Source organism: Vibrio sp. TRT 17S01, assembly GCF_050113695.1.
In the GTDB taxonomy this organism is placed as follows: domain Bacteria; phylum Pseudomonadota; class Gammaproteobacteria; order Enterobacterales; family Vibrionaceae; genus Vibrio.
In genome coordinates, this window is record NZ_JBNJOG010000004.1 from 38,490 (window position 1) to 53,950 (window position 15,461).

Sequence of the window (15,461 nt, forward strand, 5' to 3'; positions counted from 1 at the left end):
TTTGTTACACATATGATACTGTTATCGAAGTGATTCAAATACACTGGTACCAAAGTAGTATTTTTAGAACGAACCTCTCGAAATATGCTTGGGTATATTTACAGGATGTTGAGCCATCACAGGTAGTTGTATGTGGAAGCAAATCGTCAGTTTATCTGATAATAATCAGGCAGTTGTTGCAAAGTTATCTCCGGATATCACAGTCAATGCCAGTTTCGATGACTCAGGCTTAGCAGAAGCTCTGGGTGAGATAGGTGCTGGCGATTTTTATGTGCTTCAGGATGAACTAACTCGCTTTATTAATTTCGCTAAAGACATGAAAGGTGAAGCTTACGTCGGCCTTAACATTGCAGAAATACGCGATGCTCAAGTTGAAGTTATTCTTAGCGAACACGATATGTTAGCCAGTATGATGGTGACTGGTGCATATAAAGGTAAGCCGTTACGTGGGCCTCAAATTGTTCAAGCGCTAGCCACAGCCAGTGTGGCCAAAGGCATCAATAAACTGGCACTCAAGAAAGTGTTGGTGATGAGCCATCAACTTAAGCCCGGGGAAACGTTCACTCAACCTGTCGCAAAAGGGAAAGACCCGATTCAAGGACAGGATTCCAAATTTATTCCTATGGTTGAAGACCCAACCAAGCAGATCCTAGCGCCAAAAGAACACGATGATGATGGCAAAGTGGATATGCTGGATTTAGGCGAAACCATCACGGTTGATATTCACCAGCCTTTAATGAAACGAGTACCTGCGACCAAAGGTGTGCCGGGAATGACGGTGCAAGGCAAAGTGATTCCACCTAAACCAGGTAAAGATCAAGTTCTCAAGGCAAGCAAAGGCTCAGTCATTTCTTCTGAAGACCCAAATATGTTGGTAGCCGCTGTTTCTGGGATGCCCGTAATCAAAGAACGTACCGTAGAAGTGGAAGATGCACTTTGTCTGCAGACGATTGGTGTTGCGACTGGCCACGTGAAATTCAAAGGCAATGTGGTTGTTCGTGGTGACATTGAGTCTGACATGGTGGTTCGCGTCACGGGGTCCTTAACCGTTGGTGGTTTTATTGAATCAGCCGATGTGCAAGTGCAAGGGGATGTCGCCGTCGCGAAAGGCATCATTGGCCATACAGTGTCGGAAGGTGATAAAAAAAGCTGTATCGTGAAATCTGGCGGTACTATTACCGCTAACTACGCTCAGTATTCCGAGTTACAGGCAGCTAAAGACATTGAGTTAGCTGTCCACTGTATGAGTAATGAATTGCGCTGTGGTAATAACTTAACTGTGTGCGACAAAACAGGACGTCAGGGCACACTAAGTGGTGGCATTGCGAAGGTGGGAGGTAAGATTAGTTGTGTGAATCTCGGTGTAGAAGGAGATACCGCGACACACGTGCACGCATTTGCTCGCTATCAAACGTTAAAAGATAAGCAAGCAAAACTGAAAGAGCAGTATACGCAAGCCCAAGAAGCCACGATGAATGTTGTTCGCAAGGAATTGGAGTTTAAGAAAAAACCTAAAGCCGAGCGTACAGAAGAAGCTCAGAAGAAAATTGATGAAATGAAAGAGCAGTCCAATGCTCGCCTTGAACAAGCTAAGTTGGTTCGAGATCAAAATGATGAAGAGTTAGAACATCTACTGGTAGAGAATATCGTTGAAGCCAAAAATAAAGTGTTTACTCACGTCACAGTTCAGTTTGGGGAAGAAAAAGTCATTACCAAACGGACACATGGTGCGAGCAAGTTTACCTTCAACCAATTCGAAATTAAGTGTTGCTCATTGCTTGAAGATGAAGCGTTTGATGAAGATTTGTGATCTGCCGTGTTCATCATCTGTTTGAATAGAAACCGCGCATACAGCGCGGTTTTTTTGTCCTCAATTTCGAGAATGATGGTGTCGATTTGTCTCATCGACAGCAATATGAGCAATAAAAACAGAATGGTGACCCTAATGTCGAATTGGTTATCTAAACTGTTTGAAATAACTAAAACAATCAGGAGTTTAAAGATGAAAGCAACCTGGATTCCAATTGCTTTATCCGGCTTAGCGTTAAGTGGTTGTATGACCGAAGATGTCGAGAAACCAAAAGCAGTGGCGAAGCCTTTTCAAGTAACGGCGGCAGACAGTATCTATTTTGGTGGTGACATTCTGACAATGGCGGGCGATACACCGCAATACGTTGAGGCGATTGCGGTCGCTGGCGAGAAAATTGTCTATGCAGGTGGTAAAGAAGGCGCGATGGATTACAAATTCGGCAAGACTAAGCTTGTCGATATGCATGGAAAAACCATGCTTCCGGGTTTTGTTGATGCGCATAGTCATGTTTATGGTGTTGGCCTACAAGCCATGGTTGCCAATGTATTGCCACCTCCGGATGGTCAAGTTGACACTGTTGAAAAGCTGATTGATGTGCTCAAAGCATCTCAGCAAAGTGAAAGTGCAAAGCTGTTTACGCAAAAAACAGGTTGGATCTTAGGCTTTGGTTACGATGATGCGCAATTAGATCGTTACCCGACCAAAGACGATTTAGACAAGGTGAGTAAAGATAAACCGGTACTGATCATCCATACTTCTGGTCACTTAAGCGTTGCGAATTCAAAAGCGCTGGAACTTGCAGGTATTACCGCCAAATCAGAAAACCCTCGCGGTGGCATTATTCGCCGTATGGAAGGCTCACAGGAACCAAATGGTGTTCTGGAAGAAAATGCCCATTTTGCCATGGTGTTCAATCTGTCGAAAGGCATTGATCTTGAGCTGCAAGACATGATGCTGGAAGCCTCGCAGAAAATGTATGCTCAATATGGCTATACAACAGCTCAAGAAGGCCGTGCAACGGAAGAAGGCTATCAATCGATGAAGCGAGCATCGAACGATGGTCGATTGTTGATCGATTTAGTGGCGTATGCAGATATGGTGTCTAGCAGCGGCTTTATGGACTCTGAGTACAACAGCCCAACGTATACCAAACATTTCCGTATTGGAGGCGTCAAACTTAACTTTGATGGTTCGCCTCAAGGTAAAACCGCTTGGTTAACGCAGCCTTATTTCCACCCACCTCATGGTCAGGGGAAAGACTATGCTGGCTACTCAACCTTTACGGATGAGCAAGCTTACCAATATGTCGAAACGGCATTTAAAAATAATTGGCAAGTGCTGACTCATGCCAATGGTGATGCGGCGATTGAGCAGTTCATTGATGCGGTAACCAAAGCAAATGAGAAGCTGGGTAAGCTGGATCGTCGTCCTGTATTGATCCACGGTCAGACCATTCGTCAGGATCAAATTGATCGATTGGCAGAGCAAGGCATTTTCCCATCGTTATTCCCAATGCACACCTTCTATTGGGGCGACTGGCATGCAGAGTCAGTACTTGGGCATCCGAGAGCCGATTTTATATCACCAACAAAAGCGGTTCGAGACGCAGGTTTGATGTTCAGTACCCACCACGATGCGCCTGTGGCGCTGCCAGACTCGTTCCGAGTTCTAGATGCAACGGTGAACCGTACAACCCGAACAGGCAAAGTATTAGGGCCAGATCAGCGTGTTGATGCCTATACCGCATTACAAGCAATGACGATTTGGCCTGCATATCAGCACTTTGAAGAGGATTTTAAAGGCTCTATTGAAGTGGGTAAGAACGCTGATTTGATTATTTTGGATAAAAACCCGTTGAAAGTTGAATCGAAAAATCTGAAAAAACTGAGAGTGGAGCAGACGATTAGCCGAGGAAATGTGGTTTATCAGCGTCACTAATTCTGCGTTTCTCAATACGTTTAAACAGCAAGCATTTCGCTTGCTGTTTTTTTATCTTTTTCTCTAGGTGATTGTTTAATACTAAGGGGCGTCTTTTATTGTGTTTAATTCTCTCACAGTAAGAAAATGACCAATTAAATTGTTTGGTATTCTCGCTTGGTAGGAATACAGTTTGATTAGAAATATCGAATAACGATACAAAGCAGAATGAACACGATGAAGCAAAACGCCGGACAAGTTAACGAGAAAATTTTGCAGTTGCTTATGCAAGTTGCAGTGAATGATGAGCCAGTGACCGCAAAGGTTTTGAGTGAGCAACTGGGTGTGCCGATCAGCAGTTTGTACCGTCACCTGAAAATGCTCAAAGAATGGAACTTAATTGAAGAAAGTCCATACGACAAGACCTTGATCATCGGTCCGGCAGCGTTGCTACTGATGCGTAGCTATGAAACGAGCCCACACAACCTTGAAGCCGTTAAAGTTGTATTGACTCGGTTACAGAAACAAACGGGTGAGATGGCAGCGTTCATGGTGCCAGTTGGCTATCGCGCATTGTGCGTGAGCAGACAGGAAAGCATGCAAGCACTGAGGTGTAGCTACGTTGAAGGGCAGAGCCAGCCGCTTTTAAAAGGCGCATCATCTAAGGTGATGCTGGCTTACATGCCTGCGGCGCGGTGCGAAAAAATCTTGCGCTATTTTGGCCAAGAAAGCCAGCTGGACGCGTGGTACCAAGAGTTGGAGCAGATCCGTAACCAAGGTTATGCGGTGAGTACTTCTGAAATCGACCCTGGTGTTTCTGGTATCAGTGCTCCAGTCATGAAGGGAACTAAGCTCGTTGGTGCAATCACTATCATGGCACCCGTTCATCGTGTAGAAACCGATAAACAAAGGATCATTTTGCACGTATTACAGGCAGCTCGTGCGCTGCCTCCTGAAAGGTAATTCAACATGCTAGGCTTATTCAAACGAATCGCAACACACGGTCACGCTCCTTATAATCACCATGGCGCAGTACTATTAACCGTATGTGAGTCATATAAACCGATGACATTGGTGGAGTTTGAATTTGCCGAGCAAGCATTAGAATCAGTGGCGGATTGGTTGTATCCGGGAAAAAGCAGTCAGCCCTATTGTTTGGGTACGCACTTTGTGTTGTCTGATCACCAAGCTCAGCCATTACAAAATGAGCTTTCAGCGCGATTGGGTAACGGTCAGCTTCCGGTTGTTTTGACCAATGCTCATGAGACGGTCTTGCATGTGCTACCGTTGATCTCACATGCTCGGGTTGAAACTGGCATCGTCAGCATTGGTAACGATTTTCAGTTAAAACAATCGCTTGAGCCTCAGTTAGGCTCTGCCTACCATTTTGCCTTGGCGCGTTTTTCTGAGAGTCGTCTGTTTAGTTTAGGGATTGATCCTTCAAGGCAAAAGGAAACCATGTTGGAGTATGCAGAAGATCAAGGTTGTAATTGGATGACCAATGAAGAATGCAACTTCCGCCATCGGTTTCAACTGAAAAACCTACTTGGTGGATATATTGGTCATTGTGATCAGCTGATCATCGATATTGATTTAGAATCACTGCTTCCTAAAAATGGGGTAGACAGTCATCAACACCTTAATGTGCAGATGGTGCTGCGCATGATCCGTCAATGTATGATGTCGGGCAAGGTGAAGTACGTTCAATTGGTGGGCTGTAAGGACAAACACATCTACAGTCGAGCAACCAAACTGATTTTAGATAACCTAGCGACGATGATGCCAAGCCGTCCAGTTGCAGCGTGATGTGATTGGTATTATTTCTCTGCTAATTTCATGAACTTGCTGTAGGTACTTAAGCGTCCATTGATGTATTCCATGCCGCAATGGACGTTATTGTCTGCATTTCCGACAATTTGGTATTCGACAATGAACTCCCCGCTGATGACCTTAATAAACAGAAAACCCTCATTGATTTTCCATAGGCCTTGAAGCTTTTTTTCGCCAAATAAATCGACTTCAGTCAAGGTTCCATTGGGTTTGAGCTGAATCTGAGAAGAGAAGCCATCGATATTGACCTTAACCCAAGGCTGCGGGTGCACTTCATAACTGAGTATTTTCCGGCGTTTGCTGACCCATTCTTTGAGCTCCTTTTCTTGAGTCGGCGTGAGCGTCGGCAGATCTTCCATCTCGAGTAACGTGTGATGTTTTTCAAACCAGAATAGCTGTAGATGGAGAAGTTTCATTGGTATCAATGCGAGATAAGTTAAGAACAACAACGTCACTGTGCGCTATGGCCGGATTGAAGTCAACTAATGGGAGAAAAGACCACAGAATTCACTCGAGGGAATGAAATCTGTGGATTCCCCAAGCAGGGAGAATGATTTTCGCTATCGCAATCGTTTGATGTGACCGCTAGGTGGTAAAAAGCTTAGGAAGTTGCGCATTGGTACATGCTTGATTCAGGCGAACTTGTGCCATATGTATTTGTTCTAGCCAATGTTCATCTTGTGCCCACATTTCAATCACCAATGGTACAACGCAGTCCGTTTGTTTTAAGGTCTGGAAAATGGCATTAAAGTTAACGTCACCCTCACCGATGACCAAATCACGGAATTGTCCTTGATAGTTTGGGGTTACGCGATACGTGTCTTTGAGATGGATCTGTGCAATATGAGGCTTGCTGAGTGCCAGTTCAGTACAGACGTCATAATTCCAACCAGAAATATTGCCGACATCGGGGTAGGCGGTAAAAAATGGTGAATTGATTTGCCGATTTAGCACTTCGAATTTGCTCAAAGAGTTCAGGTAGTCGGTATCCATGATCTCAATGGCTAGCATGACACCCGCCCGCTCAGCCAACTGCGCCGCATGCTTCATGCCTTGAATAAAACGCTGGTGGGTCTCGTGGCTGGCTGTTTCGTAATAAACATCATATCCAGCTAACTGAATGGTTCGAATCCCCAGTTTATAGGCAAGTGCAATGGCTTTTTCCATGTGGATAACGGCTTGTTCACGAATCGCAGGATCGGCAGAACCAAAAGGAAATTTGCGATGTGCACTCAAGCACATGGAATGCAAAGGAAGCTCATATTGCTCGCATTGACGTCGAAGTTGGTAAATGGTCTGGTCATCCCAATTTAGGCGGCGACGGCGTTCATCGGATTCATCGATGGATATTTCAAGAAAGTCAAAGCCGAGCTCTTTGGTTGTGCGTAGTTTTTCGCTCCAACTCATGTCGTTCGGTAGTGCTTTTTCATACAAACCCACTCGGTGGCGTTGTAAGTTGTTAAACATATTGCCTCCTAGTTCCAGAAACGATGGATCTGTGCTTTTAGTGCCTCTGCCGTCTCTTTTCCTTTTTCTCCTGCTAATGCGCGTCCGGCAATAAAGGTTTTGGCTTGAATTCCTTCAAACAGATAAATATCTTCTGGGACAATACCACCGGTAATTGAAAGCTGAAGTCCCAAGGCAGACAACTGGCGCATGTTATCTAAATCATGTTCCGTCCAGCCGATTCCAGCCAGTTCGGCGTCACGCGAGCGATGGTAAATGGCCTGTGTAATGCCTAAATCAACCCAAGATTTGGCATCTTCCATAGTCCAGTTGCCATATATCTCGATTTGGATCTCCCCATTGAATTGATCGGCGACTTTTTTACAGGCGGAGATGGTTGCAATGTGTGCCGCGGCAGATACCGTAATCCAATCGGCTCCAGCTTCGAAGGCCATTTTGGCGAGAATGGCACCACCATCGGTGGTTTTCATATCGCACACTAAAATATGATCAGGATGATTGTTGCGTAGGGTGGAGACGGCGTTCATGCCTTCAGCAAACGCCAAAATCGTTCCGACTTCAATGACATCAACATAACTGTGTACGTTGCTGGCGACAGCGACTGCATCGCTGAGATTGGTTTGATCCAAAGCGATTTGGATAAGTGGTTTAGTCATGAATGTTATCCTTGAATGTTATGACGTATCACATCGGCTAAGCCGTTGCTGTTGTTATTGGTTGGACAAATGAGTTGTGCATGGGATTTGACGGTGTCATCGGCATTTTCCATGGCAACGCCGAGACTGGCGTATTGCAGCATTGAGATATCATTGTGATTGTCGCCTACCGCCATCACATGATTAGGGTGATATCCCAGTTCGGTCACGTATTCAGCCAGCCTTAAGCCTTTACTGTTCCCCTTGGCGGCGAAATCGATTCGGTTAGACCATGAGCGTTCGCCATTGAATTTGTCACGTATCCAAACGTTTTCTAGTAAACGTTCAACGGAGCTTGGCAGCCCTTCAACAACAAACTTCCACACATATTGAGTGCGATGAACTTCAGCGCTAAAGGAGTCCACTTTGTAGATGTTAGGCGGTGTTCGGCTAGGTGAAGCTTTCGCCCATTTTTCTAGCGCTTCCATGTAGGTGATTGGGTTAAAGTTTGAATACGTCATGGCGTCGGTGATGTACATCACCAGCTTGACCTGAAACTCTTTCGCCAACGCAATGAAATTGAGTGCGTCGTTTTTGTCGATGGCATTTTGCTTTAACACTTGGTTATTCTGATAATCGTAAACATACGTCCCGTTACAGCAAATAATGGGAGTGGTTAAGCCCAGCTCGTCGTAATAAGGGCGTGCTGCGGTATGGTGACGGCCAGTCACAATCACCACATGACATTTTTGCTGTGCGTCTTGAATCGCTTGTTTGACGTCTGGATCAATGCTGTGCTCATCGGTGAGCACGGTTCCATCTAAATCTAACGCGAGTACTTTATACATGTGGATTACCTTTGGCCGTAGTACGCATTTTCACCGTGTTTGCGCAGGTAATGCTTATCAGAAAGTTCGGGCTGAATTTTGATGCCGCTGTTCAGTGAGCGGGTGGCTAGCGCCATGGCAGAAATTTCTTCTAATACGACAGCATTGTTGACCGCATCATGCGCGTTTTTGCCCCACGAAAAAGGTGCATGGCCGGCGACAATAGCGCTGGGAACGGCCATTGGGTCTATTTTGCGTTGGCGGAATTCTTCCACGATGACTAATCCGGTATTTTTCTCATATTCCCCCGCAATTTCTTCGTGAGAGAGCTTGCGAGTACAGGGGATATCACCATAAAAATAATCGGCGTGAGTGGTGCCAAGCGCCGGAATATCAATGCCAGCCTGAGCCCAGATCGTTGCGCTACGTGAGTGAGTGTGTACTACGCCGCCAACATCTGGGAATGCTTTATAGATTTCGATGTGAGTGGCAGTATCGCTTGATGGATTCAGCGTTCCTTCGACGATATTGCCGTTCAAATCGACCACTACAATGTCTTCGACGCTCATACCATCGTATTCAACCCCAGAGGGTTTGATGGCGATCACTCCTTGCTGGTGGTCAATTTCAGATACGTTGCCCCAAGTAAAGGTAACCAAACCGTACTGAGGCAGTTTTAGGTTCGCTTCAAGGACACGTTGCTTAAGTTCGCTATACATGATTTCTCCTTAGGCATGGGTTGCCAGAGCATCATCAATCACATTGAATACATCCAGAACGCTACGACAGCGTCGCAGTTTATCAAGGTCGACACCGGTTTCACTCTCTTCATCATCGAGGACTTGGGTGACCTCCATCAGCCCTTCCATGTGTTCATCGGAAGAACTCCCAGCTAGTGTGATCAGTACGTCAACGGGCTCGTCTTCTCCTTCGAAATAGATAGGCGTTTCTAGTGTGACTAAGGCAAAGGCGGTCTTGATCACGCCATCTTCTGGTCTGGCATGCGGCAAGGCGAGGTTCGGGGCGATACAAATATAAGGGCCGAGCTCTTCAATGCTACTGATAATGGCTTGATGGTAAGAAGGGTGTATGGCACCTGAGGCGATCAGTAAGTCGGTGCCAATCTTGATTGCCTCACGCCAGTCTTTTGCTTGGGCCTGTAATTTGATGGAATGGTTATCGATTAATGACTGTTTAAGTCCCATTGTTCTATCTCCAGTGTTGGTGCCGGCCAAACCGGCACCTGAAGGTTTATTTTGCTTCTGCGAAGTTTTTATTAATGATGTCGAGTAACTCATCGCCGAATGAGTTCGGATTCAGCATGTTTTGCACCCCAAGCACAAACTTGCCTTCACCAGGCTCCATTTCTGCAGAAAGGTGTTTGGATGAAACAATGATGTCAGTGGTGGCGAGTTTCGATTTGTAATCGGAGACTGCACAAGAGTCCATGACATGAGGAATCCCTTTCTTCTCTAGGTATTTCCCTATCTTCATTTTCATCATCATTGAAGAGCCTTGACCGTTGCCACACACCGCAAGAATGCTGACAGGGCGAACGCCATCACTGGCTCGGATTGCTTGCTCAACCGCTTGAACAACTTCAGGCTCTTCGCTGATATCAACCGTTCCTTGGGCATCTTCTTCTGCTCGTAGTTTTTTCGAAGCGAAGAACATGTAGACCAAAGCGAGAGCAATCAATACAAAGAAGAACATTTTAGAGGCAGATAGCCCTTGCATAATTGGAGGGAAGACTAAGGCCCAGTCTGCCATTCCCATCCAACCGTTAAACTCGGTGCCGTATTGATTGAAAATATGGATTGCCCATGCTGAGCCAACGACTTCGATGATGCCCATCACGAAACAAATCTTCATGACGGCTTTCCAGCCACCAAAGTGATTGGCAAAGACACCGATGGTGGCATTGGAGAAGAACATAGGAATAAAGCCAGGGATGATCATGATTGGCGCATCAAATGCCAGCATGGCAAGCACGGCGGTGAATTGCCCGAGTGCGCCCCACATAAAGCCAAATACCATTGCATTTGGTGAAAAGGCGTAGATAGCAGCACAGTCAATCGCCAACACTGCATTGGGAATGACTCGCTCAGAAATTCCTTTGAACGCTTCAGATAGCTCAGCGACGAACATACGTACGCCCGCAACGATCACTTGAATGGCAACGGCAAACTTAAGGCCGGTTTCCAGAATGAAAATAGTCCAGTGTGTTTTTCCGGCCATTTCTTGCAAGTTATCAAGCCCGAAAGACAGCAGAATAATGCCAAAGAAAAAGGTCATGACAATCGCCGTTGCGGCAATACTGTCGTGGAAAATATGAAGCCATTTCGGTAATTGGAGGTGGTCAACACTGTCCTTCTTATCACCGAGTTTGGGCGCGACTTTTACCGCTATCCATGAGGCGATCTGTTGTTGGTGGCCAATCGAAAACCCTGCGCCACCAGTCACTTCTTCTGTCGGCTTAAACATGATGTTGGAAGAAATACCCCAGTAGAGCGCCATCAATATTGCAGAGTAGATGATGGTTTCCCACATACTTGCGCCTAAGACCAAGTAGAACACCGCAATGAGCCCAGCTTGCTGGAACATGATGTGCCCGGTCAACATGATGGTGCGTATACCAGTGAAGCGACGGAATAACACCAAAAGAATGTTAATGCCGAGCGCTAAAAGGACGGCATAGCCAACCCATGAGTAGTTGTCACCCATGGTTTCCATGGTTGCCATCATCGACGTATAAGGGTCAATGACTGAACCGGTTAGGCCGTGATATTCCGACAGCTTAGCAATCACAGGTTTGAAACCTGCGACCAAGGTACCAGCCCCCACTTGAACCAACATAAAACCAACGATGGTTTTGATGGTGCCTTTCAGGATGGTCGTTTTGTCTCTTCTGAGTAGCCAATAGCCAATAAAGGTTACTAAGCCCAGCAGCAATGGGGCTTTGGTCATGACTTGGCTGTAAAAAATATAGAAAATGTCGTAAAGGAACTCCATATCTTTACCCCTAGGATTAAGTTTTATTTTGTTGTGGTGTAGGTCAGAGCGATTTCAATTGGAAGGTTGAAATTTGCTCAGTATTTGCTCACAGAACAAACCTTAGCAATCAAAAGTAATCATTCAATGCTCATTTGTGATTATTTTGATATTTATCAATTTTGTCGCTTAAAAAACCATATAAATGGTAGGTTGATCACGTTGAAAAATATAAAATCCTTATTTTTCAGTTGGTTATACATTTGTGTGATTGAGGGCAAATATTTGTTGAGAGAGAAATTGACAATCGTTTGGATGATTAATAGAATCAAATTAAGTCAAAAATAATCACTAAGTAATCACTTGATGACAGAATAGGTGATAAACATGAATGAAGTACAAAGGCATCACGGTATCTTGTCGTTGCTGGAAGAAAATCAGACCATCAACGTCGCGCATATCATCGATGCGTTTAATGTCTCACCGGCTACTGCGCGAAGAGACATTTCAAAGTTAGATGAGTTGGGGAAGCTTAAGAAAGTTCGTAACGGTGCAGAACGTATTCAGGTTAAAAAGAAGAAATGGACTCCCCTTAATATCAACAGCACCGAGCATTATGAAGAGAAGTCTCTGATCGCCTTAAGAGCTGCCGCACTGTGTAAACCTGGCGATAGTGTCGTGATTAACTGCGGTTCAACTGCGTTTTTACTTGGCCAGAAGCTGTGTGGTGAGAATGTTCAGATCGTCACGAATTATTTCCCATTAGCGAGCTATTTAATTAATGAAGATCACGATGATGTCATCATCATTGGTGGTCAATATAACCGAGCACAGAATATTTTTTTAAACCCTTCCCCTGATTCATTGGGTGGTTATGCCGGCCATTGGATGTTCACCTCAGGCAAAGGGTTAACGGAAGCTGGGTTATATAAAACCGATATGTTAACTGCGGTTGCTGAGCAGCAGATGTTAGAACAAATCGATAAGCTGGTTGTTGTCGTTGATAGTTCCAAAGTCGGGCAACGGACTGGCATGCTTTTTTGTCCAACCAACAAAATCGACATAGTGATCACTGGAAAGGACGCTGATCCGAATGTGCTGAATGCATTGCAGGCACAAGGTACTGAGATCATCTTAGTGTAGTGATTCCTTCCTCCTAACGGGTTTAAACAACAAGTAATACAGGCTCACACTTTTATTTTCGATAAAGGTGTGTGGCTTCCTACATCCAAAATTTGTGAAATAAGAAGGTGTTGCTATATGAGCAAAGTAAATGAAATCACGCGAGAGTCATGGATCTTAAATACTTTTCCTGAATGGGGGACTTGGTTAAATGAAGAGATCGAAAATACAGAGATTGAACCAAATACCTTTTCCATGTGGTGGTTAGGTTGCACAGGGATCTGGCTTAAGAGTGAAGGCAATACCAATATTTCCATCGACTTTTGGTGTGGGACAGGCAAAAAAACGCAGAAAAATGCTTTTATGAAGCATCAGCATCAAATGATGCGTATGGGTGGCGTACGTGAATTACAACCTAACTTGCGGACATCGATTTTCCCGATGGATCCATTTGCCATCAAAGAAATTGATGCGGTAATGGCCTCTCATGATCATGCGGATCACATTGATGTCAACGTGGCTGCGGCGGTGCTTCAAAATTGTGGTGAGCATGTGAAGTTCATCGGGCCTCAAGCATGTGTTGATCTTTGGACTGGATGGGGTGTGCCAGAAGAGCGATGTATTGTGGCTAAAGTTGGGGACGTATTGGAGATTGGCGATGTGAAGGTTCGAGTGCTTGATTCGTTTGACCGTACCGCGTTAGTTACACTGCCGGAAGGAACTTCATCGACTGACAAAGCGATCCTCGATGGTATGGATGCTCGTGCAGTGAACTACCTGATTGAAACATCGGGTGGTTCGGTTTACCACTCTGGTGACTCTCATTACTCGAACTATTACGCTAAGCACGGCAATGAATATCAAATTGATGTTGCCTTACTTTCATACGGAGAAAACCCCCGTGGTGTCACTGATAAAATGACCTCTTCTGATATTTTACGCGCGGCTGAGTCACTTGATTGTGAGGTGGTTGTGCCTTTCCACCATGACATTTGGGCGAATTTCCAGAATGATCCACGTGAAATCGAAGTGCTTTGGAAGATGAAAAAAGAGCGGTTGCAGTATGGCTTTGCTCCATTTTTCTGGCAAGTGGGGGGGAAATATACTTATCCAACCGACAAGGGCCGAATGCATTATCAACATTTCCGCGGGTTCCGCGATATATTTATCGATGAGCCAGAGCTGCCGTTTAAGGCATTTTTGTAAATTGGTGAGTAAAAAAAGGGGGACTGAGGTCCTCTTTTTTGTATCTGGTGGATTTTTGAAGATGGTTTGAATGGTTACTGGTGTCTAGATGTGCAAAAGCTGGCATTAAAGCCAGCTTCTTTTCTTGGTTTAGCTCGTTACGACTTTTTTGTCCGTGCTTTTGTGTGAGTCTTTCCAGTATTGGATACGTACACGGTGTAACTGAGCTCGTCTTACTTTTTTCATTATGTCCCTCACGTTACGATAGGGCTCACTTTGAGTGAGTAACTAGCTGTTTTTACTATTTTTTACCAAATTAATGTAGTCGTGTTCCTACAAATTATCCACGATCTACTTCACATAAATGTATTTAACAACGATCACCTACATACATTTACGTGAACTTGATAACAGTTTGCGGCCGAAGGGTCAATGGCCTCATAGGAACTTCATGCAGAATTCATTCCGATGAGACATAAATGCAATCCAATCGTCACTAAACTGTCAACTTTTATGTAGGAGTGTAGTATTGGTCACCTTTTGTGAGAAAAAGTTCCATTTTTACATCAAGATTTATTATGGATATGCCGATACTGAATAACGAATAATCGTGTCTTTGGATCGTTAGGTGGCATTGTTTTGACTATTTAGCAGCATGGTATGCGACAAATTCGACGTATATCACCGTTTCAGCTTCCTAAAATGAACTGATAGGAGCTGTTCGGTTAAAGCGCTGACTTATAGTACTTTTTGGTGATATTCTTATCATCTTTGATCTATTTTTTGTATAGAGGTTGAACTGAATAGGGGCACACGAATTGGAGGCCAACTAAAATGGACATCGATTATGATTATCATGTGTTTCGAGAGCGCGTAGAACAAACGATTTTCTTTTGCGAGCAAGATGGTGTGTGTGCGAGTTACAAGGATCTCAAGTTTGCCAGTGTGTTCCAGCCCATTTTTGATCGCAATATGAATGTGCATGGTGTTGAAGCGTTAGTACGAATCAAAGATCAACATGAACAGTATTATCGCCCTGATCTCTATTTTCGCTCGATTGAGCAAGATGATCATGAAACGCTTTTTGTTACGCTGATGTGTGCCGTGCTCCATGTCTTGAACTTTGCACGCTCGAGTTATCGAGACTCACGGATCTTCATCAACGTTGCCCCTTCGATTTTTGAATTGGTTGCCAATGATCAGGCTGCGATTGATCATTTGGTTTCAAGCCTTGGTCGGCATCAGTTGACATCGGACCAAATCACATACGAAATCATGGAGCTTCAGGGGCGTGATGATGCTCGAATGGTGTCGGGGATCAGCAAGTTGGCTGAGCATGGCATTCGTATCGCTTTGGATGATTATGGTGTGCAATGTTCAACGGCTGAGCGTGCGAAAACCATTCAGCCTGATTACTTAAAGCTTGATCGCAGTATTATCATGACTGATCCGGAAAAGGTAGTAAGTAATATTTCTTGCGCGATTAAGCTTGCTGGACAGATTAATGCCAGAACGATTGCAGAAGGGATTGAGACAAAAGAGGTGCTGGATGCCTGCATGGATAATGGGGTGGATTATTTCCAAGGGTATTGGTTAGCACGGCCCGAAAAAGCACCGCCCATAGCACAGTGACATGAGATTTGATAAAGAAGGGGAGCATTTGCTCCCCTTCTTGTC

At 44.8% G+C, this 15,461-nt stretch carries 14 protein-coding genes; 7 read left to right on the forward strand and 7 right to left on the reverse strand.

All coding sequences use genetic code 11. The annotated features are described in order from the left end of the window. The first annotated feature begins 130 nt into the window (after nt 1-130). From ACQEXS_RS07940 to ACQEXS_RS07955, 4 genes are all read left to right on the forward strand, one after another. Nucleotides 131-1,810: a DUF342 domain-containing protein gene (locus ACQEXS_RS07940; RefSeq protein ID WP_427013424.1), complete on the forward strand. Its 1,680-nt coding sequence runs from the start codon at nt 131-133 to the stop codon at nt 1,808-1,810. Between the two features lie 192 nt (nt 1,811-2,002). Next, the gene (locus ACQEXS_RS07945) at nt 2,003-3,748 is read left to right on the forward strand and encodes an amidohydrolase (protein ID WP_427013425.1); all 1,746 of its coding nucleotides are present in this window, start codon (nt 2,003-2,005) and stop codon (nt 3,746-3,748) included. Between the two features lie 207 nt (nt 3,749-3,955). Beyond that, nucleotides 3,956-4,690 carry an IclR family transcriptional regulator gene (locus ACQEXS_RS07950; protein ID WP_427013426.1) on the forward strand — a complete coding sequence of 245 codons (735 nt, stop codon included), beginning with the start codon at nt 3,956-3,958 and terminating at the stop codon, nt 4,688-4,690. A gap of 6 nt (nt 4,691-4,696) precedes the next feature. Further along, on the forward strand, nt 4,697-5,533 hold the full coding sequence (locus tag ACQEXS_RS07955) for an arginase (protein ID WP_427013427.1): 837 nt from the start codon (nt 4,697-4,699) through the stop codon (nt 5,531-5,533). Nucleotides 5,534-5,544: 11 nt separating this feature from the next. Here ACQEXS_RS07955 and ACQEXS_RS07960 read toward each other — a convergent pair whose 3' ends face one another. The 7 genes from ACQEXS_RS07960 to ACQEXS_RS07990 form a co-directional block, all read right to left on the reverse strand. Next, the gene (locus tag ACQEXS_RS07960) at nt 5,545-5,973 is read right to left on the reverse strand and encodes a hypothetical protein (RefSeq protein WP_367990512.1); all 429 of its coding nucleotides are present in this window, start codon (nt 5,971-5,973) and stop codon (nt 5,545-5,547) included. A gap of 169 nt (nt 5,974-6,142) precedes the next feature. After that, nucleotides 6,143-7,024 carry an L-ribulose-5-phosphate 3-epimerase gene (locus ACQEXS_RS07965; protein ID WP_427013428.1) on the reverse strand — a complete coding sequence of 294 codons (882 nt, stop codon included), beginning with the start codon at nt 7,022-7,024 and terminating at the stop codon, nt 6,143-6,145. 8 nt (nt 7,025-7,032) lie between these two features. Then, nucleotides 7,033-7,680: a 3-keto-L-gulonate-6-phosphate decarboxylase UlaD gene (locus ACQEXS_RS07970; RefSeq protein WP_427013429.1), complete on the reverse strand. Its 648-nt coding sequence runs from the start codon at nt 7,678-7,680 to the stop codon at nt 7,033-7,035. Nucleotides 7,681-7,685: 5 nt separating this feature from the next. Beyond that, entirely contained in the window at nt 7,686-8,507 is an 822-nt protein-coding gene (locus tag ACQEXS_RS07975) for a Cof-type HAD-IIB family hydrolase (RefSeq protein ID WP_427013430.1), read from the reverse strand. A gap of 5 nt (nt 8,508-8,512) precedes the next feature. Continuing rightward, nucleotides 8,513-9,205 (reverse strand): L-ribulose-5-phosphate 4-epimerase, encoded by a 693-nt coding sequence (locus ACQEXS_RS07980; protein ID WP_427013431.1) that lies wholly within the window; start codon nt 9,203-9,205, stop codon nt 8,513-8,515. A gap of 9 nt (nt 9,206-9,214) precedes the next feature. Then, on the reverse strand, nt 9,215-9,691 hold the full coding sequence (locus ACQEXS_RS07985; RefSeq protein ID WP_427013432.1) for a PTS sugar transporter subunit IIA: 477 nt from the start codon (nt 9,689-9,691) through the stop codon (nt 9,215-9,217). Between the two features lie 46 nt (nt 9,692-9,737). Next, the gene (locus tag ACQEXS_RS07990) at nt 9,738-11,498 is read right to left on the reverse strand and encodes a PTS ascorbate-specific subunit IIBC (protein ID WP_427013433.1); all 1,761 of its coding nucleotides are present in this window, start codon (nt 11,496-11,498) and stop codon (nt 9,738-9,740) included. Between the two features lie 366 nt (nt 11,499-11,864). On the opposite strand from ACQEXS_RS07990, the gene ulaR reads away from it, so the two are divergent. The 3 genes from ulaR to ACQEXS_RS08005 all read left to right on the forward strand — a co-directional run bounded on the left by ulaR (nt 11,865) and on the right by ACQEXS_RS08005 (nt 15,416). Then, complete coding sequence (gene ulaR, locus ACQEXS_RS07995; protein WP_427010555.1) at nt 11,865-12,620, forward strand: HTH-type transcriptional regulator UlaR; 756 nt, start codon at nt 11,865-11,867, stop codon at nt 12,618-12,620. A gap of 117 nt (nt 12,621-12,737) precedes the next feature. Further along, nucleotides 12,738-13,805: an L-ascorbate 6-phosphate lactonase gene (gene ulaG / locus ACQEXS_RS08000; protein WP_427013434.1), complete on the forward strand. Its 1,068-nt coding sequence runs from the start codon at nt 12,738-12,740 to the stop codon at nt 13,803-13,805. Nucleotides 13,806-14,618: 813 nt separating this feature from the next. Further along, nucleotides 14,619-15,416: an EAL domain-containing protein gene (locus ACQEXS_RS08005; protein ID WP_427013435.1), complete on the forward strand. Its 798-nt coding sequence runs from the start codon at nt 14,619-14,621 to the stop codon at nt 15,414-15,416. Nucleotides 15,417-15,461 lie beyond the last annotated feature (45 nt).